Origin of the sequence: Candidatus Amarobacter glycogenicus (assembly GCF_016704105.1) — a bacterium.
Taxonomy (GTDB): Bacteria; Chloroflexota; Dehalococcoidia; order Tepidiformales; family Tepidiformaceae; genus Amarobacter; species Amarobacter glycogenicus.
Window position 1 is genome coordinate 96,965 of sequence record NZ_JADJAT010000004.1, and the last position, 24,483, is coordinate 121,447.

The 24,483-nt window shown below is 64.4% G+C and carries 20 protein-coding genes and 1 riboswitch; of the genes, 11 read left to right on the top strand and 9 right to left on the bottom strand.

All coding sequences use genetic code 11. The features are described from left to right. Window positions 1-21: 21 nt before the first annotated feature. The 6 genes from IPG14_RS07825 to metK form a co-directional block, all read right to left on the bottom strand. Entirely contained in the window at window positions 22-522 is a 501-nt protein-coding gene (locus tag IPG14_RS07825; protein ID WP_343386912.1) for an 8-oxo-dGTP diphosphatase, read from the bottom strand. Between the two features lie 19 nt (window positions 523-541). Continuing rightward, window positions 542-1,348, bottom strand: coding sequence for an enoyl-CoA hydratase/isomerase family protein (locus IPG14_RS07830; protein ID WP_343386876.1), 807 nt, complete (start codon window positions 1,346-1,348; stop codon window positions 542-544). Window positions 1,349-1,419: 71 nt separating this feature from the next. Beyond that, window positions 1,420-2,487, bottom strand: coding sequence for an SIS domain-containing protein (locus IPG14_RS07835; RefSeq protein WP_343391426.1), 1,068 nt, complete (start codon window positions 2,485-2,487; stop codon window positions 1,420-1,422). A 163-nt stretch (window positions 2,488-2,650) separates the two neighbouring features. Further along, window positions 2,651-3,904 carry a phosphoglucomutase/phosphomannomutase family protein gene (locus IPG14_RS07840; RefSeq protein WP_343391427.1) on the bottom strand — a complete coding sequence of 418 codons (1,254 nt, stop codon included), beginning with the start codon at window positions 3,902-3,904 and terminating at the stop codon, window positions 2,651-2,653. Window positions 3,905-3,909: 5 nt separating this feature from the next. Further along, window positions 3,910-4,908: an NDP-sugar synthase gene (locus IPG14_RS07845; protein ID WP_343391428.1), complete on the bottom strand. Its 999-nt coding sequence runs from the start codon at window positions 4,906-4,908 to the stop codon at window positions 3,910-3,912. A gap of 10 nt (window positions 4,909-4,918) precedes the next feature. Further along, on the bottom strand, window positions 4,919-6,079 hold the full coding sequence (gene metK, locus IPG14_RS07850; protein ID WP_343386872.1) for a methionine adenosyltransferase: 1,161 nt from the start codon (window positions 6,077-6,079) through the stop codon (window positions 4,919-4,921). 117 nt (window positions 6,080-6,196) lie between these two features. Beyond that, window positions 6,197-6,297: riboswitch (SAM-I-IV-variant riboswitch) on the bottom strand. Between the two features lie 275 nt (window positions 6,298-6,572). On the opposite strand from metK, the gene IPG14_RS07855 reads away from it, so the two are divergent. The 6 genes from IPG14_RS07855 to IPG14_RS07880 all read left to right on the top strand — a co-directional run bounded on the left by IPG14_RS07855 (window position 6,573) and on the right by IPG14_RS07880 (window position 13,508). Further along, on the top strand, window positions 6,573-7,052 hold the full coding sequence (locus tag IPG14_RS07855) for a cupredoxin domain-containing protein (RefSeq protein WP_343386871.1): 480 nt from the start codon (window positions 6,573-6,575) through the stop codon (window positions 7,050-7,052). 92 nt (window positions 7,053-7,144) lie between these two features. Then, complete coding sequence (gene nosZ / locus IPG14_RS07860) at window positions 7,145-9,184, top strand: Sec-dependent nitrous-oxide reductase (RefSeq protein ID WP_343391429.1); 2,040 nt, start codon at window positions 7,145-7,147, stop codon at window positions 9,182-9,184. Between the two features lie 76 nt (window positions 9,185-9,260). Continuing rightward, window positions 9,261-9,740 carry a nitrous oxide reductase accessory protein NosL gene (locus IPG14_RS07865; RefSeq protein WP_343391430.1) on the top strand — a complete coding sequence of 160 codons (480 nt, stop codon included), beginning with the start codon at window positions 9,261-9,263 and terminating at the stop codon, window positions 9,738-9,740. Between the two features lie 3 nt (window positions 9,741-9,743). Next, a complete protein-coding gene (gene nosD / locus IPG14_RS07870) occupies window positions 9,744-11,771 on the top strand; it encodes a nitrous oxide reductase family maturation protein NosD (RefSeq protein WP_343391431.1) in 2,028 nt (675 codons plus the stop codon). A 7-nt stretch (window positions 11,772-11,778) separates the two neighbouring features. Further along, window positions 11,779-12,690, top strand: a complete 912-nt coding sequence (locus tag IPG14_RS07875) for an ABC transporter ATP-binding protein (protein ID WP_343386867.1) — start codon at window positions 11,779-11,781, stop codon at window positions 12,688-12,690. Further along, complete coding sequence (locus IPG14_RS07880; protein WP_343386866.1) at window positions 12,687-13,508, top strand: ABC transporter permease; 822 nt, start codon at window positions 12,687-12,689, stop codon at window positions 13,506-13,508. The genes IPG14_RS07875 and IPG14_RS07880 overlap by 4 nt, the downstream gene beginning before the upstream one ends. A 156-nt stretch (window positions 13,509-13,664) precedes the next feature. Here the strand turns inward: IPG14_RS07880 and IPG14_RS07885 are convergent, their stop codons facing one another. Then, window positions 13,665-14,921 carry a hypothetical protein gene (locus tag IPG14_RS07885; RefSeq protein ID WP_343391432.1) on the bottom strand — a complete coding sequence of 419 codons (1,257 nt, stop codon included), beginning with the start codon at window positions 14,919-14,921 and terminating at the stop codon, window positions 13,665-13,667. Window positions 14,922-15,332: 411 nt separating this feature from the next. Between IPG14_RS07885 and ilvB the strand changes: the two genes are divergently transcribed. Beyond that, on the top strand, window positions 15,333-17,024 hold the full coding sequence (ilvB, locus tag IPG14_RS07890) for a biosynthetic-type acetolactate synthase large subunit (RefSeq protein WP_343386864.1): 1,692 nt from the start codon (window positions 15,333-15,335) through the stop codon (window positions 17,022-17,024). Next, entirely contained in the window at window positions 17,021-17,635 is a 615-nt protein-coding gene (gene ilvN / locus IPG14_RS07895; RefSeq protein ID WP_343386863.1) for an acetolactate synthase small subunit, read from the top strand. The genes ilvB and ilvN overlap by 4 nt, the downstream gene beginning before the upstream one ends. Before the next feature lie 115 nt (window positions 17,636-17,750). Here ilvN and IPG14_RS07900 read toward each other — a convergent pair whose 3' ends face one another. Beyond that, window positions 17,751-18,299 carry a DinB family protein gene (locus tag IPG14_RS07900; protein WP_343391433.1) on the bottom strand — a complete coding sequence of 183 codons (549 nt, stop codon included), beginning with the start codon at window positions 18,297-18,299 and terminating at the stop codon, window positions 17,751-17,753. A 71-nt stretch (window positions 18,300-18,370) separates the two neighbouring features. Here IPG14_RS07900 and IPG14_RS07905 point away from each other — a divergent pair, with 71 nt between their 5' ends. The 3 genes from IPG14_RS07905 (at window position 18,371) to IPG14_RS07915 (ending at window position 20,962) form a co-directional block, all read left to right on the top strand. Next, a complete protein-coding gene (locus IPG14_RS07905) occupies window positions 18,371-19,441 on the top strand; it encodes an AI-2E family transporter (protein ID WP_343386861.1) in 1,071 nt (356 codons plus the stop codon). A gap of 64 nt (window positions 19,442-19,505) precedes the next feature. Beyond that, window positions 19,506-20,087 (top strand): RDD family protein, encoded by a 582-nt coding sequence (locus IPG14_RS07910; RefSeq protein WP_343386860.1) that lies wholly within the window; start codon window positions 19,506-19,508, stop codon window positions 20,085-20,087. Between the two features lie 11 nt (window positions 20,088-20,098). Beyond that, the gene (locus IPG14_RS07915) at window positions 20,099-20,962 is read left to right on the top strand and encodes a hypothetical protein (RefSeq protein WP_343391434.1); all 864 of its coding nucleotides are present in this window, start codon (window positions 20,099-20,101) and stop codon (window positions 20,960-20,962) included. 42 nt (window positions 20,963-21,004) lie between these two features. On the opposite strand, the gene mfd is transcribed toward IPG14_RS07915, so the two are convergent. Continuing rightward, the gene (gene mfd / locus IPG14_RS07920) at window positions 21,005-24,283 is read right to left on the bottom strand and encodes a transcription-repair coupling factor (protein WP_343391435.1); all 3,279 of its coding nucleotides are present in this window, start codon (window positions 24,281-24,283) and stop codon (window positions 21,005-21,007) included. Window positions 24,284-24,483 lie beyond the last annotated feature (200 nt).

A 24,483-nucleotide genomic window follows, 5' to 3' on the forward strand; every position in this document is an offset into this window, starting at 1 on the left:
GCCGAACCGCGAGTCCCGGCGTCACATCCGGCTGAAAGCCCAGCCGTCCGGGACGACGGCCAGTCCGTCATACGGCTCGACGCCGTGGAACGGCCGCGGGTCGCTGTCGAATACCATCGGCAGCCAGAGCCGGTCGCCTTCCCACATGGGAAGTTCGCCGTTGAGGAGGCGCGCAATCGAGATCCAGTGGAGGTCGCCCTCCGGGTTGGAAGCCATCGGCGTCCCCTCCCACCCCTCGACCAGGAACACGAACCCGAACCAGCCTTCCCGCCGGTCGCCAAAACCCGGCCAGGAGAGCGTGCCGCGCAACCGTAGCGACGTGACCTCGATCCCGGCTTCCTCGCGGATTTCCCGGACCATGCAGGCGGCGAGGTCTTCGCCCGGTTCCATCTTGCCGCCGAGGCCGTTGTACTTCCCGTAAGCGTGGTCCTGCGGACGGGCGTTGCGATGCACCATGAGCACCGAAAGGCCGTCCCCGGACAGCACATACCCCAGGGTCGCCAGGATCGGCGCATACATCAGGACATCACCGGCAAAGGAGTCAGCTTCCCTTGAACTGCGGTTCGCGCTTCTCCACGAATGCGCGCGGGCCCTCCCGGGCATCCTCGGTAGACTGGGCGATGAACATCGCCATCTGTGCCATGTCCAGGTGCTCATCGAACGGGATATTCGCGGAGCGGTACACCAGTTTTTTCGAAAGCTGCACTGCGACCCCAGGCCCGTTTGCGATCTTCTTCGCGTACTCCGTCACCCGCGGCATCAGCTCTTCCGGTTCGTAAACGGCGAGCGCGTAGCCGATCTCCAACGCTTCCTGGGCGGTGATCATCTTCCCGGTCCAGATCATGTCCAGCGCGCGTTGCGTCCCGACGACGCGGGGCAAGGAGTACGTGCCGCCGTCGCCCGGGATGAGGCCCATGCGCACATAGGTCATTCCCACCCGCGCCGTCGTGCTCATGAACCGGATGTCCGCCATCGTCGCCATGTCCATTCCCGCGCCCGCGGCTGCCCCGTTGATTGCCGCGATGTATGGCTTCTCCAGCTGGATGAGCGCGCGAGGGATCGGGTGCACCCGGTCACGTAAGCTGTGCCGCCGGTCGGCTACCGAAGCCTGCGTCCGCAGCACCCCGCTGCCACCCGCTTCCGCTGCCACGTTCATCCCACTGCAGAACCCACGTCCCGCGCCCGTGATGATCACCGCCCCTACGCCGCGGTCCTGGTCGGCGCGACCGATCGCGTCCGCCCATTCGGTCAGCATGTGGTCGTCAAATGCGTTCAGGCGCTCTGGCTTGTTCAGCGTAATGGTCGCCACGCGGTCCGCGACGTCGTAGAGAATGGCTTCGTAGGTCAACGGGTCCAACCCCCGGGAGAAGTGTCCGCGCATTCTAGCCGCGTTGGCGCGAACACGGGGGCGTGCATCCTTCAGGCTCGCCGGGCGGTCTCCTGAGCCATTGCCGCACGGACGCGCTGCAGGCTCGGCGTCGGAGTGGGGTCAACCCCTCGCAGCAGGGCCAGGTAGCACGACAGGTGGTCGCCCCACGCTGTCGCCTCGAACTGGTCGGCCAGCCGCGAGATTCCGCGAGTTGGCAGCCCCGCCATCGCACCACCCAACGTGTCGAAGATCCCCGAAAGCAGCTCGAATCGCCGCTGGTTCCCCACGGACGCTTTCGGAGACGTGAACGCGAGCCCCACGGGGTGGGCTACCTGGCCCGTCTCCAGTCCAACGACAAAATTATGTGTCGCCTCCGGGACTTCTTCGAACACCGCGACTGCCTTCGCGTTCTCCGCGAACTGGTTCTTGGTCCTGCGCCCAACCGGGGCCAGGTGCTCCGCGGCCAGTACCACCAGGGGGTCGGCCTCAGCCAGCAACTCGGCCAGCTGCTTCGCAGGGTTCCGCTCCGCGGCGACTTTCCGGCCAACATGCCCACGGACGAGTTCCCGGTGAGCCTGCGCCACATCGGCGACATCCGGGTCGCATAGCGCGTTCAGGCCCAGCCGCTGGCCGATGCGCATTAGCGCCGCGAGCGTGTGCCCAAGGGCCGCCCGCGGTGGAGAAGCGTAGGCGATCCGGTGCCAGTGGATACCATCTGCTTCCGCTCGCCGCGCCAGTTCTCCTCCCGTGGAGATGGCCATGACCGACGCTCCGCGCATCCGCGCCTCGCGGTAGCACGACAGCGATTCCTCCGTGGCGCCCGAGTACGAGAGCGCTACGACGAGCGTCCGCGGTCCCGCGTAGGCGGGAAGCGAGTAACCCCGCACGACTTCGATCGGAATTGGGGCCTGTTTGTCCGAATGAGCGGCGAAGTAATCGCCAGCGGCCGCCGAGCCGCCCATCGCGGCGATCACGACGCTGTCATAGCTCGCCCCCGGCACGCCCAGCGAAAGCGATGCCAGCCATGCGCGCTCAAACTCCTCACCAAGCTTCTCGATGTGGCCGAACATGCCCGACGCATCGATCGCGTAGGCGCCGGGATCGTCCAGCCGTGTCATGCCAGTCCGGCAATCTGCCGGCCGGCATCGAGGACCGGACGCACGAGCGTGCTTGCAGTCACTTCGGTATAGATCCGCAACAGCGGTTCCGTCCCGGAGAGCCGGAAGAGGAGCCAGCCCTCGTCGATAAAGAATCGCCAGCCGTCTGTCCGGTCGGAGCTCCTTACCGGCCTCCCCGCGATTTCGCCCGGTCTCGCCGCATCAAGGTTCGCTTGAACCGCTCATTCGAGCCCGGTTCCAGTTCGATGTCGATCCGTTCGTAGTAGTGCGGCCCCGTAATCTGGAAGACGCGTTCAAGCAACTCCGAAGGCGGCTTTCCCGTCGCCGCCGCGTAGTCCAGGAGGTACAACCCGGCGAGGATGCCATCGCGTTCGGGCAGGTGCCCCCGGAATCCGTAACCGCCGCTCTCCTCGCCGCCGATCAGTGCATCCTTTTCCATCATCAGTGGCCCAATGTGCTTGAACCCGACCGGAGTCTCGTACAAGTCCACTCCGTAGTGCTTGGCAAGCAGCGCGACCATGTTCGTCGTCGTAACCGACTTTACGATGGGCCCGCGCAGTCCCCGCTCGCCGAGCATGTAGTTCACAAGCAGGGCGAACGCACGCAGTTGGTCGACGTAGTTCCCCTTCTCATCCACCAGCCCGACCCGGTCGGCATCCCCATCGTTCGCGATGCCGATGTCGTACCGCCCGCTCGCCATCAGGTGCATGAACTCGCCCAGGTTCGACTCGATTGGCTCGGGGGCGCGGATACCAGGGAACGCCGGGTTCCGCTCGCCGTGGATTTCCGTGACGGTGCTCTTTCCGCCCGCGAGGAGTTCTTCGAACAAGCCCGCCCCCGAACCGTACATCGGGTCGACCGCCACCCGCAGTCCGGCGGCTTTGATTCGCGGAATGTCGACCTTCTCTCCCAGGGTCGCGAGATACCCGGGTATCGGGTCGAATCGCTCGATGCTCTCAGCCGTCGACGGCGCGAGCTTCACGGCCCCAGGAGTCGCAAGTATCGCGGGAACGCGCCGCTCAATTTCGGCGACGAACTCTGGACTGGCACTACCGCCGTAGTGCGGCTTCACCTTGATACCGTTCCAGCGGAACGGGTTGTGCGAACTGGTAACGACGATGCCGCCGCACGCCTGCGTCTCAATAATCCGGTAGCTCAGTGCCGGTGTCGGCGCTGGCCGGTTGGCGAGTTGCACTCGAAAGCCGTTGCCTGCCAACACCCGGGCGACGGACAGGGCGAATTCATCGGAAAGGAACCTCGTGTCATAACCGACCACCATTGGCTGTCCCTTGCCATAGGTCGCAGCGAAGTGGTCGGCTGCCGCCTGCGCACATGCCATCACGTTCTCGAACGTGAAGGTCTCCGCAATGATCGCCCGCCAGCCGTCGGTGCCGAAGTGGACCGGGTTCTCAGTCATCGGCCTCAATCATACCGGCCGCCCGCTTCGACGCTCGTCCCCGGCGGGAGCACCACGCCCGCCCCGATTTGCGCCCCCCTCCCCGCGACCACCCCCTGCAAGACTGCTCCGGTCCCAACGAACACGTTGTCCGCGAGGATGGAGTCGATCACCTGTGCGCCCGCTGAGACGGTCACGTTCTCCCACAGGATGGAGTTCTGGACCGTCGTTCCCATCTGGAGCTGGGAACTCATCCCGATTGCCGACCCGGAGAGACTGCCCGTCGCCGAGAGCTTCACGCCGGGAGCGATCTCGTTCCGAGTGCCGAGCAGTTCTTTCGAGACCTGCAAGTAGCGGGCCGGCGTGCCGAGGTCGGCCCACGTTCCGGAAAATTGGTGGCCAAGCACCGTCCTTCGCCGGGCGACCAGCGATGGGAACAGCGTCTCCTCAACCCGGACTGCCCCGCTGGGGATCTCATCCACCAGTCCCGGTTCGAAAATCCAGACGCCCGCGTTAACCAGGTTGCTTGGTGCAGTCCCCGGTGGAGGTTTCTCCACGAATCCAGTGATGAGCCCCGTGCCATCGGTCACGGCAACGCCGAACTGGGAGGGGTCCGGCAGCGCTTTCAGCGCCATCGTGAGGTCCGCCTCCCGCTCGATGTGCGCTGCCAGGGCCGGGGCGAAATCGAAGTCCACGTATACGTCGCCGTTCAGGACCGCGAACCGGCCGGCGATCCCGGCAGTCTTCACCGCGTTTCGAATGGCTCCGCCGCTCTCCAGCCGTTCGCGCTCCAGTATCGGGATGATCTCGAGGCGGCCTCTCTGCCCGGCGGGGTAGGCCGTTGCGAGGTCTTCGTTCGCCTGCCCAAGCGCGAGCACCACGCGGTCGAATCCCGAACGCTCAAGCCACTCGAACAGGTACTCGATAGCGGGCCGGTTCAGTAGCGGCACCAGGCTCTTGTGGCGGTGACTCGTCAGTGGCCGAAGCCGGGTGCCCTGGCCACCGACAAGCAGAATCGCATCCACCAGGCGAGCTCTACCGGCCCGCGGTTTTCCGCAGGTCGGCCGCCCGCGACGTGTCTTCCCATGGCAGGTCCAGGTCGATCCTCCCGAAGTGCCCGTAGGCTGCAGTCTGCCGGTAAATTGGCCGCCGCAGGTCCAACTCCTGGATGATCGCGCCGGGGCGCAGGTCGAAGTGCTTCCGCACCGCTCGCAGGATCGCCGAATCGTCCACCACACCCGTGCCGAACGTCTCGATCCCGATGCTGGTCGGCTGCGCCACCCCGATCGCGTACGAAAGCATGAACTCGCAGCGTGTCGCCAACCCGGCCGCCACGATGTTCTTCGCTACCCAGCGCGCGGCATATGCGCCCGACCGGTCGACCTTGGTCGGGTCCTTTCCGCTGAACGCCCCTCCGCCGTGGCGCCCCACCCCGCCATAGGTGTCGACGATGATCTTCCGGCCCGTCAGGCCGGCGTCGCCACGCGGCCCCCCGATCACGAACCGCCCCGTCGGGTTCACGTGGATCTTCGTCTCAGCGTCCATCAGCTTCCCGGCGACCGGACGGATCACCTCCTTGACGATCTGCGTCTGGATCGTCTCGAGGTCGATGTCGTCCCGGTGCTGCGTCGAGATCACGACGGTGTCGACGCGGATAGGATTCCACTTCTCGTCGTACTCAACGGTCACCTGGGACTTGCCGTCCGGCCACAGCCACGTCAGTTTGCCGCTCTTGCGTACCTCGGCGAGGTGTTTGGTCAGCTTGTGGGCCAGCGAGATCGTCAGCGGCATGTATTCCGGAGTCTCAGTACAGGCGAAGCCCATCATCATGCCCTGGTCACCCGCACCGTTCTCGATTTCTTCGCCGCGGCTCACGCCCATTGCGATGTCGGGTGATTGTTCGCTGATCGCGACCATCACTCCGCACGTGTGACCGTCGAATCCCTTCTCCGAGGAGTCGTACCCGATGTCGAGCACCGCCTGCCGGACGATCTTGGAGATGTCGGCATACCCCTTCGTCGTGATCTCGCCCATCACCAGCACGAGTCCGTTCGTCGTGGCTGTCTCACAGGCCACGCGGGACATCCTGTCCTGTGCGAGGAGCGTATCGAGCACGGAATCCGAGATCTGGTCACACATCTTGTCGGGGTGGCCCTCGGTCACCGACTCCGAGGTCAGGAGCTTCCGTTCAGTCATCGCAGCCCATCCGTCGCGTTGAAATGGTAAGGGATACACCCTCGCGTTCCGGTAAGGGGTTTCTGTTCGCTCCCGAATGGGTGCGCCCCTCATCGTGAGGGGCGAGTCCTTCCCGTAGGACCCGCCTTTTGTTGCCCTTCCACGGAAGGACCGCGTCGTCTTGGCACCTTGGAGGCTTACCAGGTTGCCGGGCGCCGGTCGCCCTCTTAACGCACCCGCGATGGTAGCAGATACCCGGCGATTGCCGGTAGCACTACCGTTTCTTGCCCGAACGGTGCCCTGGTCTTCACCCTTCCGGCCGTAGAATGAACACCGGCGTCCGGACAAGCTGGGCCAGCGACATCGAAGACTTCTATAGCCCGATGGACGCGAGTAGGGCCACTTGTGACGATTATCACATTTTGCCGACAGCCCGGAGTCGACCCTTGTTCTACAATCAAAAGTAAAGAGCCGGGCAAGGAGCCTGGCCGATTGACCCACCAAGGAGGGGGAAATGTTCACGAAAATCAGGTCTTACAAATGGGTCCTGCTTGCCCCGGCGGCAGCATTCGCTTTGGCGTTCGCTGGCTGTGCCGGGGATGACGACGATGCCGATTCCGGCGACGGTGGCATCTCCGTCGCGACCATCGGCGGCGGCAGTGGCGACACCAGCCCCACCAAGCCCAGTGGCGGCGGCGATGCGCCGGCCAGCGAAACCATCACCGTCGTGATGACCGATAACAAGTTCACCCCCAGCGCGATCAAGGTGCCCGTCGGCAAGAAGATCACCTTCATCGCCAAGAACGAAGGTGCGGCCGTCCACGACATGAAGATCCTGTCCAAGGCCACCGAAGGCAAGGACTTCATGAGTGACGCCCTGGTGAACCCGGAAACGGAAAGCAAGTTCACCGCCACCTTCAACAAGAAGGGTACCGTCAAGTTCCAGTGCGACTACCACCTGCCGGACATGGTCGGCACGATCGAAGTCCAGTAACGGCCCCATTCCCGGCGCCCGGGCCATCGAGGCCGGGTGCCGGGTGAGTCAAGAACGCCGGCCGTGCCGGCACATGGAGAGGGAGTATCCGAATGCCTATCACACGAAGGGAACTGATCACCGGAGCGGCTGCGGGCGCGGGTGGCCTCGTCATCGGCGGCGTCACCGGCAGCCTCATCGGCGGCGGTGACGATGGCGGCGGCGGTGGCGGGGAAACCAGCCTCAGCGGCCAGGCCGCGAAGGTCGCCGAAGAGCGCAAGCTCAGCCCGGACGACGTAACCCGCGCCGTCAAGACGTTCATCCCACCGGGCGGCGAAGCCAAGGATGAGTTCTTCCTGATCTGCTCAGGTGGTCACTCGGGTCAGGTCATCGTCATGGGCGTGCCTTCCATGCGCACCCTCAAGGTCATCGGTGTGTTCGCGCCAGAGCCCTGGCAGGGTCACGCCACCGGCGCTGCCCACTCGAACGAGATCATCTCCAAGGGCACCGACGCCAAGTCCAAGCCAACTTCGGCGGCCGGTGGAAACCTCACCTGGGGCGACACCCACCACCCGGCCCTCAGCGAGACCAAGGGCGAGTACGACGGCCGCTGGGCGTACATCAACGACCGCGCCAACGGCCGTATCGCGATGATCGACCTCCGCGACTTCAAGGTGAAGCAGATCGTCGATGTCCCGAACCTCGATAGCTCGCACGGCGGCGTCTTCTGCACCCCCAACTCCGAGTACGTCCACATCTCGACCATGTCGCCGACGCTCCTCGACCCCACGAAGGCCGAAACGGCGCTCGCGAACTTCAAGGACGCTTTCCGCGGCTTCTCAACCTTCCTCAAGGTCGATGAGAAGACCGGGCGCATGGATCTCGCCAAGAGCTTCCAGATCGAGTTGCCTCCTTACACCCAGGACCTCGCCGATTCCGGCAAGCTCGTCAGCGATGGTTGGGTGTTCATCAACTCCTACAACTCCGAGATGGCCTTCGGCGGCAACAACGAGGGCGGAAAGCCGCTCGAAGTCGGCGCCTCCGCCAACGACTTCGACATGATGCACATCATCAACTGGAAGAAGGCCGAACAGGTCGTCGCCAGCAAGGCGAAGACGATTAACGGCATGCGCGTCATCCCGATGGATGTCGCGGTTTCCGAAGGCATCCTCCACCTGGCGCCGGAACCGAAGAGCCCTCACGGTGTCGACGTTGCCCCCAACGGCAACTACATCTCCGTCGGCGGTAAGCTCGACCCGCACGTCACCATCTACTCCATGGAGAAGATCAAGGCCGCGATCGAAAAGAAGGACTACGAGAAGGTCGACCAGTTCGGCGTCCCAGTCCTGAAGCTCGACTCCGTCGTCGCCGGCCGGGTCGAAGTCGGCCTGGGGCCGTTGCACACCCAGTACGACGCCGAGGGACATGGCTACATCAGCCTCTTCCTCGACAGCGCCGTCGCGAAGTTCTCCCTCGGCGAGCCCTACTTCTCCGGAGACAAGGCGTTCCAGCTCGTTGACAAGCTGCCCGTCCACTACAACATCGGCCACCTGTGCACGATGGAAGGTGACACGGTCTCGCCCAAAGGCAAGTACCTCATCGCCCTCAACAAGTGGTCCATCGACCGGTTCCCGGTCGTCGGCACGCTCAAGCCCCAGAACTTCCAGCTCGTTGACCTCACCGGCGAGAAAATGGAAATCCTGTCCGAGACCTCTATCGGCCTCGGTGAGCCGCACTATGTGCAGGCAATCGCCGTCGACAAGGTCAAGGCCTGGGAGGTCTACCCGCTCGGTACCAACCCCGGCACGATGGAGAAGGATCCCAACTCCATCGACACCGGCGGCGAGAAGTACCAGCGCAACGGCACCACCGTCGAAGCCTGGGTCAGCGTGAAGCGAAGCCAGTTCAAGCCCGACATCATCCGGGCCAAGAAGGGCGACAAGGTCATCCTTCACCTCACCAACGTCGAAAAGACGCCGGACGCCACCCACGGGTTCTCGATCCCGCGGTACAACATCAACGTCAGCCTCGACCCGGGTGAGTACTCGAAGGTCGAATTCACCGCCGATGCACAGGGGACGTTCGCGTTCTACTGCACCGAGTTCTGCTCGGCACTCCACCTCGAAATGCAGGGGTGGCTGGTCGTCGGCTAAGGCCGCATCCACAGCGGGGCGGCGGTGGGCTCAACCCTCGCCGCCCCGTCCATTCGTCGAAGGGGGCACGACGATGATGACGAGAAGGAAGTTCCTGACACTCTCGGCCGGATCCGCTGCCGTGGTTGTCGCCGGAGGGGGCAGTTATCTCCTGCTCCCGGGCTCGGAGCCACTGACCGGCGATCCCAGGGTCAAGTACGGCGAAGACTCGTGCACGCACTGCACGATGGTCATTTCAGATGACCGCTTCGCCGCAGCCTGGCGCGAAGGGACCAAACGCGAACGGTACTTCGACGATGTCGGATGCATGGTGGCCTCCTTCAAAGCGAAGCCGCCGGCCGAACCACCGGTCTTCTTCGTCCGGGCCTTCGCCGCCGACGCCTGGCTCAACGCCGAGACTGCCGCCTACATGGTGGCTCCCGGCATCAAGAGCCCAATGTCCTATGACATCGCCGCCTTCGCCTCCAACGCGGAGGCGACCACCAACTCCCACACTCGGGATGGTCAGCCTCAGACCTGGGAGGGGCTGCTCGCCAGCCTGAAGGATCGAGGCTAAGTCGTGGCTCAAAGCATCATCACCGAGGAGGCCGGGCGCTCCGCCGCCTCTCCGCTCAGTTCGATCACGGCACGCTTCGACACCTGGTCGCTTTGCGCCATCGCTGCGGCCGTCCTTTTCGTCGCTGCCGCGTTCATGCCCCTCTGGCACATGGCACTGGTCGCTCCTCAGTACCCCGGCAACCTCTACCTGACGGCCTATGGGACGACCATGAAGGGCGACCTCCAGGAAATCAATTCGCTGAATCACTACGCAGGCGTGAAAGAGATTCACCCCGATGACGTGCTTGAACTGAAGCTCTTCCCCTTCCTCCTCGCCGGGACGGTCGGCCTCATGGTCGCCGCGGCGCTGGTCAAGCGCCGGATAGTCCGTCTCGCCGCAATGCTGGTCGCCTGGGGCTTCATCATCGGGTTCCTCGTCGACATCCAGTACTGGCTCTACAACTACGGCCACGACCTGAACGAAGAGGCGCCGCTCTACCCCGGGCCCTTCACTCCTCACGTACTGGGCAGTACCAAGGTCGTGAATTTCCACAGCGAGTGCATGGTTGACTGGGGCTGGTGGGTGATGCTCGCCGGCGCCGTCCTGATAACCTTCGGCAGTCCCGCTATTCGCTTCCTCCGCGACAGCTGGTCGAACACCGGGACCGCGAAGGCGGTCACCACCGCGATCGTGGCCCTGGTCGTGGTTGGGGCCGCATTCTCCGGCCGGCCGGGCGGTGTCACAGCGGCAAACGCCGCCGGCGACCTCCAGGCCATGATCGACGCTGCTCCCGCCGGTTCCACACTGACTGTCCCCGCGGGCGTCTATCCCGGTGGCGTCCTCATCGACAAACCCCTCACCATCGAAGGCGTCGGGTGGCCGGTCATCGACGGGCAGCGCACCGGCAACGTCGTGAAGGTCACCGCGGAGGGAGTCACCCTCCGCGGTCTTGTTATCCAGGGGTCGGGTCGTGAAGTCTCCGATGAGCCCTCCGGCATCCTCGTCCGCGCCAGCGGGTCGCGCATCGAAGGCAACCGCGTCCGCGACGTCCTCTACGGCATCACCCTCCACGAAAGTGACAACCATGTCGTCCGCGGCAATACCGTCGAAAGCATCCGCGAATTCCTGCCTGAACGCCGCGGCCATGCGCTCTATCTCTACTACACCAAGAACAACGTCCTGGAAGACAACGTCATCTCCCACGCCAAGGACGGCATCTACATCAACTTCTCAGACCACAACGACATCTTCCGAAACAGAGTGACCGAGCTCCGCTACGGCATTCACTTCATGTATGCCAACAATGCCCGGATCATCGACAACGTCTTCCGTGACAACCTGACCGGCGGCTCCCTGATGTATTCGAACGACCTCTATTTCGAAGACAACGAGTTCTCGCGGAGCCAGTCGAAGGCCTCGGGTTACGGGCTCCTCTTTAAGGATGTCGACAACGTCGAGATGCTCCACAACTCGTTCCACCACAACCGGATCGGCCTGACCTTCGAAGGGGCGCCGTTCACCCCCGGCGCCTATGTTCGCCTCCGCGATAACCTCATCGGTTTCAACCAGCTCGCGATCGCCATGTCGACCACCGTCGGCGCCCAGTTCGGCGGAAACACCTTCGTTGGCAACTTGCGCCAGGCCGATACCACCGGCGGCAGCATCGAACATCACAATTCCTGGCAGATCGACGGCCGCGGCAACTACTGGGACGACTACCGCGGCTACGACGCGGACGGCGACGGCATGGGAGACATCGAGTACCGGTACCGGCCGGCCTATGGCGAACTGGTGCAACGAAACGAAGCCCTCACAGCGTTCGCCAACACTCCCGCCCAGCTGGCCATCGATCTCGCTGCGCGCTGGTTCCCGGTCTATCGCAATGCTCCAGCCGTCATCGATACCAGTCCGCTTATGCAGCCGACCCGCCACCTCCGCGAGTCCTCCGAGGACGCCGGTCGCTGGGCGACCACCTCGGCCTTCGCTATCCTCATTGTTGCCGCTGTCGCCGTCCTCGGCGTCTCAGGGCGAACCTGGAAGAAATGGTGACTTTCTGATGCTTCGGATTGAGGGTGTCTCGCGCCGCTACGGGAACACCACCGTCCTGGACTCGGTCTCCCTGGCACTCGATGCCGGCAGCGTGACCGCAGTCGTCGGAGAAAACGGCGCCGGTAAGACAACGCTCATCAAGAGCGTGGTTGGCTTGATCAAGTTCGAGGGCACCATCACCGTGGGCGGTGTCGATGTCGCCCGCAAGGGGAAGGACACGCGCCGGATGATCGGCTACCTTCCCCAGATCCCCGCCTTTCACGGTGACCTGAGCGTTCGTGAGACAGCGCTGCTCTACGCCGCGCTCAAGCGCGTGGAAGGCCCCGCAGCCCACAAACGCATCGAGCAGGTCGGCCTCGGAGACCACGTCGACAAGAAGGTGGCCGCCCTCTCCGGCGGCATGCGCCAGCGGCTCGGTCTCGCCATCGCTCTCCTCGCCGATCCCCCCCTCCTCATCCTGGATGAGCCTGCCGCCAGCCTCGACACCAGAGCCCGGCTGGAACTTCGGGAACTTGTGAAAGACCAGCGCGGCGCCGGCAAGGCCATCCTTCTCTCCACCCACTGGATCGAGGACGTCCCGTATATCGCCGACCACGCCCTCGTCCTTGACCACGGCAAAGCCGCTTTCCAGGGACCGGCACTCGCCCTTGCCGCGTCCGGCGTTACCGGCAGCCGGCTGTTCCTCCGGCTCAACGGCAGCAGCCCCGATGCCATCCATGTCCTCGAATCCACTTCCGTCGCGAGCGATATCACCCGCTCCGGAGACTGGATCATCCTCACCTGCGTCGCGGCCGATAAAGCGCGCGTTGTCGAAGCTCTCGTCCGCGCCGGGGTCCACATCCTCGACTTTCGCGTCGAAGAAGCCTCGATCGATGCCTCGGCCCTCAAGGTCCACGCCGCCGATGGAGCACGCCAGTGAACGCCATCGTCATCGTCGCCAGGAAGGAACTGCGCGATGCCATCCGCAGCCGCTGGCTCATCGCATTCGCCATTACCTTCGCTGCCCTTGCGCTCGTCATCTCCCGCGTCCAGTCCGATTCTGGCGGCCTCGGCGAGCAGGGCTTCAACCGCACCACAGCCGGGCTGATCAACCTCTGCCTGCTTCTCGTACCGCTTCTCTCGCTCATCCTCGGCGCGGGCGCCATTTCTGGAGAGCGCGAACGCGGGACCCTCGCGACCCTTCTCTCCCAGCCCATCACCTCCACCGAACTCCTGCTCGGGAAGTACCTTGGCCTGACTGTCGCCGTCTGGGGCGCGCTCGCCGCCGGCTTTGGCGGCGCCGGGCTCCTTGTCTCGCTCGTCGAACCATTCACCGATATCGGCCACTACCTCTTCTTCGTCGTCCTCTCCGCCGCTCTGGCCTGCGCCATGCTTAGCGCCGGCCTGTTCGTTTCGGTGCTTTCAGACAACCGTGCGAAGGCGCTGGGCGCGGCCATCCTCCTCTGGTTCTTTCTCGTCCTGGCTTACGACCTCGGTGCGATCGCCCTCGCGCTCGCCGTCGCCTCCTCTGGCCGAGCCCTCACCGCTGTGGCGGTCCTGAACCCGGTCGAAGCCATCCGCATCATCGCCGTAATGAGCCTGGAACCGGACCTCGAAATCCTCGGCCCGCTCGGCGCCTACCTCACCGAACGGCTTGGCACGGCGAAGGCAGCCACCCTCCTCGGCGGCGCCGTCGCCGCATGGACGGTTGCCCCGCTCGCCGCCGCTGCCTACTTCCTCCGCAACCAGGACGCCTGAACAGTTACCCGTTACGGCCAGTAACCGAACTCGCGGTAGTGGCGGTCGACGGAGGCCGCCTTTGGCCCGCTGACGGCGGGGTCGCGTGAAACAGTGCATTCAAAGCCATGACGGCCATAGTCAGGGGCCGGCCGCTGAACGCCGCCGAGCGGGTTTCTAAGGAGCGTCGAGTGTCACGCTCCAGGGGCCGTTGAGCACTCGCGACGGCGGGCCCAAAACCACGGTCATACGCGCTACGTCGATATCATCCTGAAGCCAGAAGGCCACCCTGGTCTGGCCTTCCCCGATGTTGCCCTTCCAATCCTTGCTGTAGTTGATCACGGCGTGGATCCGAAACAGTTGGCGCCCGTGAGCATCGTAAAGGGCCGGGGTCGTGGTCTTGGGATCTGCCAGGATAGTGGTTTCCGTCACAATTGGATCCGTTGGATGCCAGTTTCCCCGAAGTGTGAACTCGAGCACATCCACTCGGCCCGAGGGCCGTGGGTCGCTCGACCGACCAATGCTCATGCCAAGGTCTTCCTCGTGACTGTTCACTGCCAACACCAGTCCGCTCGGCCCGGAGATCACTTGGCTCGCCGTCAACGCGACATCTGTCCCCTTCGCCGCATCGTCGAGGGCGTCGCCAACCGCGAGCACCATCGCATCCGGTGGCTCCCCCGCGGTAGCGAACGGGCCGAGAAAGACGGTAACCGGCCTTCCGAAGGCTGTTCCTGGAAACGCCACCCCCACGGTTGAGGGCCCGGTTCGGCTGCCGAGTGATAGCAAGGTCTTGCCGTCCACGGTGATCGTGGGGAGCGCGAGCTCGCGGAGTGTCAACGGCGGGTCATATTCGATGATCGTACGGCTCGTTGAACGCCGGCCGGTCAAAGTCACCTTCTCCCCCTCAACGTCCACAGTCCCTACTTGGAGTTCCTCAACCCGCATCACGTCACCGAACTCGGTTTCAGAGGGGCCAACCAGCGGCAGCGTCCAACGTCCCGCGACTCTGTCGCGACCTTCGTGGACCCTCACCTCGCCGAACTCCACGACGACAGACCCCGGGTGTATCACCGGCGGCAACTCCACGATGAAGGAACCGTCATCGAATCGCTGAAAGCCTTGCGGAGGCATGGGACGGAAACCATCACCGGTGAAAGCGCCGTCTGGAACGACTAAGTCGATGAGATTTCCGGCTTCGTCCGTCGCGCGGAAGTTGAGGACGGTTTCAGTCCCTGAGAAAGTGGCGGAAAGGGCCCTAAGCGTGATTCCGCCGGCGGTTGATTCGGAGGACTGTGCAATGAGAACTCCCCCAGGGGTCTCCGGCTCAGCACCGGAATACCAGAGCCTCGTCGCAACGCCCGTTGCCGCTCCCGCCGAGACAAACACCGCGGCGGCCGCAATCGTCAAACCAAGCTTGGCGTCTATTTTCCGCATGCTGATCCGTCCTTCGCGACCGCTTTAGCGGTACGATGCAGAAACTCAAGAGCCTGAGCCATACAGGCTCGAAGTGTGGGTAGGAATTTCCCGCCCGACTTGCTCCACTCCCGCAAGCTAATTCCATGTGCCTGGCATTGCAAGTACGCTTTGTAAAATCAGTGCCGAGCTCGAAACTGGCGTCTCAGACCCGGCACTTCGCACCGGACGTTCCCATGTCGTACTCTCTAATAACTGCGGTTCACGCCGGAGGGAAATCGGCCGACCAGCCAACCCTCCTCGCCTTCAGTCCGCGGACCTGGCCCACGGCCAACCGCGAGCAGCCACGACCGAATGGCGTGGCGGGCGCCGGATACCCCTTACCGGGGGCAACGCCGGAAACCATGGCTGCCGCGGGAAGGACCCCGGTTCATGACGCGCATGACTGGCGCTCAGATGGTGCTGGATAGCCTCCAGCGCGAAGGAGTCGACACGATCTTCGGGTACCCCGGAGGCGTCGTGCTCCCCCTCTACGACACCCTCCCCCAGTTCCCCGGCATCCGCCACATCCTCGTGAGGCACGAACAGGCGGCGGCGCACATGGCAGATGGCTACGCCCGCGCCAGTGGCCGCATGGGGACCTGCCTCGGGACCAGCGGCCCCGGCGCGACGAACCTCGTCACCGGCATCTGCACTTCGTGGATGGATAGCACCCCCGTCTTCGCCCTCACCGGCAACGTCGCCCGTTCCCTCCTGGGCAAGGACGGTTTCCAGGAAGCCGACATCACCGGCATCACCCATTCCATCACCAAGCACAACTACCTGGTCATGCGCCCGGAAGAGATCCCACTCTCCATCCGCGAGGCGGCCCACATCTGTCGGACCGGCCGCCCGGGACCCGTCCTCGTCGATATCCCGAAGGATGTCTTCCAGGAAACCGCCGAGTACGACTGGCCCGAACAGATCAACCTTCGCGGCTACAAGCCCACCGTCGAGGGCCATTCCGGCATGATCCGCCGCGCCGCCGAACTCATCGACCAGGCGGAACGCCCCATCATCATCGCCGGGCATGGAGTCATCTGGAGCGATGCCCAGGCCGCACTCCTCGAACTCGCGGAGCGAGCCGGCATCCCCGTCATCACCACCTTCCTCGGCATCGGCGCCTTCCCCGAATCTCACCCCCTCAGCTACGGCTGGCTCGGTATGCACGGGATGTTCTATGCGAATCAGGCTGCCGATAAGGCCGACCTGATCATCGGCGTCGGCATGCGCTTCGATGACCGCGCGATGGGCCGGTTCAGCGCCTTCAACCCCGGCGTCAAGATCGTCCACATCGATATCGACCCCGCCGAAATCGGCAAGAATTTCCCCGTCGCGGTGCCGATCGTTGGTAGCGCCGCCAATGTCCTCCCCAGGCTGGCCGAACAGGTCAAAGAGGCCAAACACCAGCCCTGGATTCGCTGGATCGACCAGTGCCGGGAAGAACACCCCAGCCTCCACATCCGCGAAAGCCGCCGCATGCTCCCCCAATACGTCGTGCGCACGCTCTACGAAGAGACAAACGGTGACGCGAACATCGTCACTGGCGTCGGCCAGCACCAGATGTGGGCCGGCCAGCATTACTTCTACAAGCGCCCTCGCCAGCTCATCAGTTCCGGCGGGCTCGGGACGATGGGGTTCGAACTCCCAGGCGCCATCGGCGCGCAGGTCGCTTGCCCCGATGCCGAGACATGGGCCATCTGCGGAGACGGCGGCTTCCAGATGACGCTCCAGGAAATGGCTGTCCTCGTCGATGAGGGGCTCCCCGTGAAGATCGCCATTTTCAACAATGGCTACCTCGGAATGGTCCGCCAGTGGCAGCAGCTCTTCTACGACAAGAACCTGGTCTCCGTGGCCATGACCCAGCCGGACTTCGTGAAGCTCGCCGATGCCTATGGCATCCGTGGCATCCGTGTCGAAACGAAAGCCGAAGTCGCCAGCGCCATCCGCGAAGCCCGCGCCCACAAAGGCCCCATCCTTCTCGACTTCCAGATCGACCAGGAAGAGAACGTCTGGCCCATGGTCCCTGCCGGCGCAGCCCTCTCCGAAACCATCGAGGCCCCGGCCGAGGAGCTCGCACGATGAACCCCGCAGTCAACGCCACAGTCAAGAACCGTGCCGGCCACCACACCGTGGTCGCCATCGTCGAAGACAAGCCGGGCGTCCTCATGCGCGTCTCGAGCCTCTTCCGCCGCCGCGGCTTCAACATCGAATCACTCACGGTCGGCCACAGCGAAGCAGAGGGACTCAGCCGAATGACCATCGTCGTCGATGGCACCAGCGCGCCCATCGAACAGGTCGAGAAGCAACTCTACAAACTCATCGACGTCGTCAAGGTCACCGATCTCAGCAACGAGGACATGGTCGCGCGCGAGCTCGCCATGATTAAGGTGCGCTGCAACAACCTGAACCGCCACGAGTTGCTCGACATCGCCAACGTCTTCCGCGCCGATGTGGTCGACATCGCGACCAACTCGATCATCCTCCAGGTGGTCGGCGACGAGGACAAGATCGACGGCCTCGTCAAGATGTGCGAGCCCTACGGCATCCGCGAGCTCTCGCGCACCGGTCGCATCGCCATGGTCCGCGGCGCCAAGACCACCACCGTCCACGACCCGGAACCGGAACGCATCCGCCAATTCCACGCCAGTCAGGGCCGCCGAGTGGAGGGCGAACTTCCCTTCTCCAGCGACTGACGGCGATCGCGGTGTTCCCCGGCCGTCAGTCCGGGGAACACCACCGAGCAGTCGGAACCGCTCCAGGTTGGCTTCCCGGAGGGAGCGTCCTGGGACCGGTTGCACGGTGCCGGGCCTATGCGAGCGGATTCCCCTCGCCTTCGATCCCGTGCTTCGCGCGCTCTTGCGCCTGCAGCCCCCCAATCGTCTCGGCACTCCGGTTGTAGATGTCCGGCACGTCCCAGCCGTTGATCCCTGCGTAGGTGTCGATCTGGCTGCGATGGTGGATGTCGTGCTCCATCATCATGAGCAGCACCCGCCAGCCCGGCAGCGTCGCGTCGGTGTCGATCATCTCCACCCGCCGATCGAGCCACTCATCCGGGGTGCCCGAAATCTTCGTCCGGAACTCCCGAAAGCTCACTTCGAGCGCCGGCACCCACTTCTCCCTAGTGGAGACATTGGGAGGACGCGGACTGATCCAGCCTTCCCCGGAGTAAGCGCTTGCGAAGTACAACCGCGAGCCGCACATGTGCCCGACAAGCTGGTTGATGCTCCACGACTTTTCTCCCTCGCCGGTCGCCGGCGTCCATCCTTCAGCTTCCGGCGGCAGTGCGGCGATGTCGCGCATGGCGCGGCGGTTCACCCCTTCAAAGTACCGCAGGAACGCTTCCACGCTTCGAAACATCGCTCGCCTCCCCGTGCTTGTACCGGCACGTGCCGGGCCATACGCTACGCTCGGCGCCCCGGACCTGCACCATGCTGAAAATTGAACTCTCCTACCGCGGAATGGTCGCTGCCGGGATGGCTCTCCTTACCCTCTGGGCGCTCGTCAACCTCTTCTCCGTCTTCCTCCTCGTCGTCACTGCCTTCATCTTCATGGCCGCCCTTCTCCCCTACGTCGAGTGGCTCTGCCGGCACGGGTTCAACCGCATCGTCGCCGTTCTCCTCATCCTCCTCGGTGTCCTCGTTACCCTCGGGACGGTCATCGCGATTGTTGCCCCGGCGATGTTCGACGAGTTCCGCGACCTTCGTTCGAACCTGCCGGAATACGCCGAGGACTTCGAGGACTTCATGTCTGATCTCGGCTTCGAAACCGACCGCTGGGATCTGCCCGAACGCGCCGAGTCCATCGAGTGGAGCAAGCTCATCAGTGGCAGCCAGGCCGTGAACTTCGGCCAGCGTGCAGTCTTCGGCATCTTCTCCGGCCTTACCGTTGCCGTCCTCACCGCCTACCTCCTTGTCGATGCAGGGCGGCTTCGGACCTTCGTCTTTCGCTTCATCCCGCGAGGACGAGAACCCGAAGCCCAGCACTTCATGAACGCCCTCAGCCGGGTCGTCGGTGGCTACGTCCGCGGCCAGCTCATCACCTCGTTGATCATCGGCCTCTACACCACCGCCGTGCTCCTCATCGTCGGTGTACCCAACGCCGTCGCTTTCGGCGTCCTCGCGGCCTTCGCCGACATCATCCCCCTCGTCGGCGCCTTTATCGCCATCGTGCCCGCCGTCGTTGCGGCCTTCCAGGAGTCACCGACCCAGGCGGTCATCGTCCTCGCTGCCCTCCTCTTCTACCAGCAGTTCGAGGATCGCTACCTGGTTCCGCGAATCTACGGACAAACGTTGAACCTTCCCGCCCTCGTCGTACTCGTTGCCGTCCTCATCGGCGGTGAACTGATGGGCATTGCCGGAGTGCTCCTTGCGCTGCCCACAGCGGCCGCGATCCGGGTCGTCCTCGACTACTACCTCGACCGTCGCGAAGGCGGCACCGGCATCCCGGAATCCCTTCGGGACGGCGAAGTCCTCGCCCCGGATAAGTCGCCGGCTGGCTGATTCCGCCGGCGCGCTTCACCGTCCTGTACCCTTACGCCCCCCGCGATAGACTGGCGCATAGCCTATGAGCGCAAGCGCGACCACCATGCAGAATGCCGATCGCGGCCGCAGGCCCCCTTTCCGTCTCCACTACGCCTCTTTCGAATCACGCGTTGCCGCGGGTGCGCTTGATGTCCTCGTGATGTTCATCATCGCCGCTCTGCTCGTGACCGCCGGGTCGGTCATTGTGCTCATCTCGTCTGATTTCGAAAAAGTCGAACCCTCGGGCACCGCCCTCGCCGCCTTCTGGGTCTGCATTGCCTGCATCGCCCCTGCGCTGCTTCTCTACTTCTTCATCGGGTTTGCGTGGAAGGGCCAGACCATTGGAGCTTCGGTCATGCAGGTTATGGTCATTCGGTCCGATGGTCGCCCACTTGGTGTCCTCGGGGCTGTCGCCCGCGTCGTCGGCCTCCTCGTCTACGTCTTGATCGCCGCCGCCGGCGTCATCGTCGCCTATGCCTTCCGCGATACCTCGGCGATTGCGGCCGCCGCCATCGGCGGCTCTCTGGTTATCGCCGCCTTCGGGTTCATCTGGGCCGCCTTCGACCGCCATCGCCGGACACTCCACGACCGCATTGCCGGCACCATCGTCGTCCGGCTCGTTTAGGCACCGACCACATGCACTCAGCGCCCGAATCCTCCGACGTCTCCGTCCGAGACCGCGTCTACGGCGAGGCCACTCGCTCGTATGAGGGCCGCCGTTCGTTCGTCGTCGTGTTGCTCACCATTTGCGTCTTCGTCTTCATCATCTCGCTCAGCTGCCGCCAGGCCACCGCTCCCGGTCCTGCGCGCAACGTCCTCGAGTCTGGCATCGTCACCCTCACCGACCTGGACCAATTCTTGGCCGACGACGGCCCCGCCCTGCGTGAGTCCGCCGCCCAGTCCGAGGTCGAACAGTTCGTGATCCCGGACTATCCGCTCGATATCGTGCTTACCCGGACCGAAGTCGTGGACAGCACCGATGTCGAGCTCCGCCAGCTCATCCTCGAACGTTCGTCCGGCCTTCTCTACGCACGCGGCATTGAGGCATTCGACCGCACCGGGGACCAGAACCTGCGCCGCTTCTCCATTCAGGGCGTCCTCGAACTCGGCGTCAGCCAGGTCTCCGAACCGACTCACAACCGTGCGTCCATGTTCGCAGGCGCGTCCCTGCTGGGTTGTGCCCTCTGTGGGGCCGTCGTCGTCGCCACCGGAACCGGCTGGGGGCGAATGCGCTCGCTCGGCATGGCCGCTGCCGCCGGCGCCATCCCGGTCGTGATCATGTTCTTCTTGCTGCGCCTCATCGTCGGCGCGATCGGAAATGGTGACCCGTTCGTCAGCGGCTACCGTGACATCACGAAGGCTGCCTTGGGAGTGCCGCTGCAAAACGCGCTAATTATCGTGGTCATGGGCGCTGCCATCGTCGCCGCATCCGTTGTGCTCTCGCGTCTCGAACGCATCGTCTCCCGTTCCGCGCCGCTGGTGGCCGAAGACGACTACTAGATCGAACCCGTGCGGGCGCTGGCGGCATCGGTTCGCTCCGGGTTACTTCGCCGCAGCTTCCACCATCACCCGCAGCACGCGTGCCACAAGCGGCATCCAGTTCGTCCCGGCGCCGATGCGGTCGATGCGCACCTGGTTCGGCCCCGTGATGACGCTCTTCAGCCTGAGCGCCTCCACAGCGCTCCGCGTCTCCAACGTCGTCCCGCCCCGGATTCGCAGGTGGAACATTTGCTCGTCCGTCTTCAGGCTTTCAACGTTCGCTCGCCGCGCCATCGATCGCACGAGCGCCACGTACAGGAGGTTCTCCACCGAACGCGGCACCGGCCCGAAGCGGTCCGCCAGTTCGGCCTGCATCTCGGCGACACCCTCCGCCGACGTGATTTCGGCGATCTTCTGGTAGGCCGCCAGCCTCCCATGAATGTCCGGCACGTAGGACTCCGGGATGTGCGCGCTCAGCGGCAGGTCGATGAGGGGCGGCGGCGGTAGTGGTTCGGGGCCGGCTGGCGCGTCCGGCGTCACCACCTTCTTCAGCGCCGAAACAGCCTCCGCGACGAGTTTCGAATACATGTCGAAGCCTACGGCGGCAATGTGTCCGCTCTGTTCGGTCCCGAGGACGTTTCCCGCTCCGCGAATCTCAAGGTCACGCAACGCGATCTGGAAGCCGGCGCCAAGCTCCGTCGCCTCGAAGATCGCCTCCAGCCGTTTCTGCGCTGTCTCGCTCATCGTCCGGTCCTTGTCATAGAGCAGGTAGGCATATGCCCGGTTCGCCGAACGCCCGACGCGTCCGCGCAGCTGGTACAGCTGTGCCAGCCCAAGGGTGTTCGCATCGTTGATGATGATCGTGTTCGCATTGGGGATATCGAGGCCGCTCTCAATGATGGTCGTGCACACCAGGATGTCGTGCTCGCCAGCGCCGAACTCCATCATCACCCGCTCCAGTTGCTCTTCCGGCATCTGACCATGCCCGACGGCGATCCGCGCATCCGGAACTATCGTCTGCAGCCGCGTCACGATGCGTTCGATGTTGTGCACCCGGTTGTGGACGAAGTACACCTGCCCACCGCGCTGCATCTCTCGGTCGATCGCCTCTCGAAGCAATTCATCATCCCACTGGAGCACGTACGTCCGGATCGGCTGCCGCTCCTCCGGCGGCGTCATCACTGTGCTCATGTCGCGAATCCCGACCAGTGACATCTGGAGCGTCCGCGGGATCGGCGTCGCCGAAAGCACCAGGCTGTCCACTTCCGAGCGCATCTGCTTCAGCCGCTCCTTGTGACTGACGCCGAACCGCTGCTCCTCGTCGATGATCACCAGCCCAAGGTCCTTGAATGCGACATCCTTCTGGACCAGGCGATGCGTCCCGATTGCGATGTCCACCTCGCCCGAATTGATCCCTCCAACGATCTCCCGCTGTTGGTGCTCGTTCCGGAAGCGTGAAAGCACCTCCACTCGCACCGGGAAGCCCTGAACTCGCTCCCGGAAGGTGTTGCCGTGCTGTTCTGCCAGAACCGTCGTTGGCACGAGCACTGCCACCTGTTTCCCGTCCATCACGGCTTTGAATGCCGCCCGCACGGCGACTTCCGTTTTCCCATACCCGACATCTCCGCAGATCAGGCGGTCCATCGGCTTGGTGTTCTCCATGTCCGCCTTCACTTCCGAGATCGCATCCAGCTGGTCCTGTGTTTCGACGAACGGGAAGGCGGCTTCCATCTCCATCTGCCAGGCGTTATCGGCGCCGAAGGCGTGGCCCCGCGCCAACTCGCGTTTCGCGTAGAGCTCCAGCAACTCCTGCGCGAGTTCTACCACCGCCTGCTTCACCCGCCGCTTCGCCCGCGCCCATTCCTGTGATCCGAGCTTTGTCAGCGAGGGCGGGTGATCGGTCGGGCCGACATAACGAGAGACCGACTCGAGTTGATCGGCCGGGACGTACAGGCGGTCGCGGTCCGCATACTGCAACTCCAGGTACTCGCGTTCGACGCCGTCCACCGATCGCCGGACAAGCCCTGCGTAACGGGCGATCCCATGGTCCGCATGTACCAGGTAGTCGCCGATTTCGAGCGTCGAAACCAGGTCGGCCCGGATGCTCGCCCTGTTCCGCGTTGGACGCCGGCGCTTCCGAAGGCCGAACACCTCCGAATCGGAGATGACCGTCAGCGACTCTCCGAGCGTGAAGCCTCCGGCCAGTGCCGCCGGCGTGAGCACGATTTCGCCCGCGTTGGGTGCGACGGTTAACCGCCGGCGCGGCTCCGCCCGGATCCCTTCGTCGTCCAGCAACTCCGCCAGCCGCAATGCCTGCTGCGATACGATTGCGATTGCCCGTCCCTGTTTTGCCCATGCACCGGCCTGTTGTGCAAGGGGGCGCAGCTTTCCGGCGAAGCTCGGGGTGACTGCCATCGGCAGCCGCCTGGCGCCCAGTTCTTCCGAGCCGAACCGCTGGAGGTCCACTTCCTGGAAGTTCGAGAGTGCATCCCGAAGCGCCTCGGGCCCCACGCGCAGTGGCGGCAGACCCGTGGGGATGAGCCCCCGGCCTTCCAGTTCCGCCCGCGTCCGCAACTCGTGCTCGACCGCCACCGCCAGCGCGGTCGCGCCGTCTGCCGGTTCGTCGAACACCACCAGTGCACCCGGTGCGAGATGCGACGCGGCCGTCTCCGTGTATAGCAGCGGTTCGAAGAATGCCGCGAACGGGCTTCGGTTCCCTTCGGCGAGCAGTCCCAGTTGCTCCTGGATTACTTCAGCCTGGTCGCCATTCGCCTCGATCTCGGCAAGAAGCGTGCGGGCCGCTTCACGTGCCTCACTGCTGCTCGTCGCCGCCGGCGGGACATGCAACTGCTCCAGACGGGAGACGCTGCGCTGGCTCAGCAGGTCCAGCTCCCGGATGCTCTCAACCTCGTCGCCGAAGAACTCCACGCGGAATGGACGCTCCGCACCCGCGGGGAACACGTCGACGATCCCGCCGCGTCGGGATGCTGTCCCCGGGGCGTCTGCTAGCGGTTCAATCGCGTACCCGGCGCGTTCCAGTTCCGTCATAAGGGCCCCCGGATTGTGTGAGGCGCCCGTGGTGAGGGTTAGGCCCTCCTCTTCCACTTCCGGACCGGCGCAGTGCTCCGAGAGCGCTGCCCACGAGGCCACGACAACTGCCGGGCTCGTGTTCCGCAACAACCCGAGTGCGTGGCTTCGCTCGACCGCGATGCCCGGATCGTCGCGCGCGAACTCGTAAGGCAGCGCCTCGCGCTCCGGCAGCCGCGCCAGCGGAATTCCGGAGACGAACATGGAGAGTTCTTCGTACAGGGTGTGGGACTTTGCCGGCGTCCCTACCACCACCAGGACCGGCGCAGGGTGGCCACTCGCCAGCGCTGCGGCAACCGGAGCACGTGCCGATTCGGGTAAGCCAAGGCGCAGAACACCCTCCCCGAACCGCAATCGGGGCTGGATAGCTTCAGCAACAGCGGCCGTCAGGCCGGCAAGTTCACCCGGCAGGGCCGAACCTCACAAAGGGGCAACTCGGCGTTGTCCCTGCCCGA

Excerpts from the sequence above, each read along its gene's own strand:
- IPG14_RS07875 (WP_343386867.1), top strand. The coding sequence starts at position 11,779 with ATGCTTCGGATTGAGGGTGTCTCGCGCCGCTACGGGAACACCACCGTC.
- IPG14_RS07900 (WP_343391433.1), bottom strand. The coding sequence starts at position 18,299 with ATGTTTCGAAGCGTGGAAGCGTTCCTGCGGTACTTTGAAGGGGTGAAC.
- IPG14_RS07835 (WP_343391426.1), bottom strand. The coding sequence starts at position 2,487 with ATGACACGGCTGGACGATCCCGGCGCCTACGCGATCGATGCGTCGGGC.
- nosZ (WP_343391429.1), top strand. The coding sequence starts at position 7,145 with ATGCCTATCACACGAAGGGAACTGATCACCGGAGCGGCTGCGGGCGCG.
- IPG14_RS07910 (WP_343386860.1), top strand. The coding sequence starts at position 19,506 with ATGAGCGCAAGCGCGACCACCATGCAGAATGCCGATCGCGGCCGCAGG.
- IPG14_RS07855 (WP_343386871.1), top strand. The coding sequence starts at position 6,573 with ATGTTCACGAAAATCAGGTCTTACAAATGGGTCCTGCTTGCCCCGGCG.
- IPG14_RS07905 (WP_343386861.1), top strand. The coding sequence starts at position 18,371 with ATGCTGAAAATTGAACTCTCCTACCGCGGAATGGTCGCTGCCGGGATG.
- ilvB (WP_343386864.1), top strand. The coding sequence starts at position 15,333 with ATGACGCGCATGACTGGCGCTCAGATGGTGCTGGATAGCCTCCAGCGC.
- IPG14_RS07915 (WP_343391434.1), top strand. The coding sequence starts at position 20,099 with ATGCACTCAGCGCCCGAATCCTCCGACGTCTCCGTCCGAGACCGCGTC.
- IPG14_RS07865 (WP_343391430.1), top strand. The coding sequence starts at position 9,261 with ATGACGAGAAGGAAGTTCCTGACACTCTCGGCCGGATCCGCTGCCGTG.
- IPG14_RS07840 (WP_343391427.1), bottom strand. The coding sequence starts at position 3,904 with ATGACTGAGAACCCGGTCCACTTCGGCACCGACGGCTGGCGGGCGATC.
- ilvN (WP_343386863.1), top strand. The coding sequence starts at position 17,021 with ATGAACCCCGCAGTCAACGCCACAGTCAAGAACCGTGCCGGCCACCAC.
- metK (WP_343386872.1), bottom strand. The coding sequence starts at position 6,079 with ATGACTGAACGGAAGCTCCTGACCTCGGAGTCGGTGACCGAGGGCCAC.
- IPG14_RS07885 (WP_343391432.1), bottom strand. The coding sequence starts at position 14,921 with ATGCGGAAAATAGACGCCAAGCTTGGTTTGACGATTGCGGCCGCCGCG.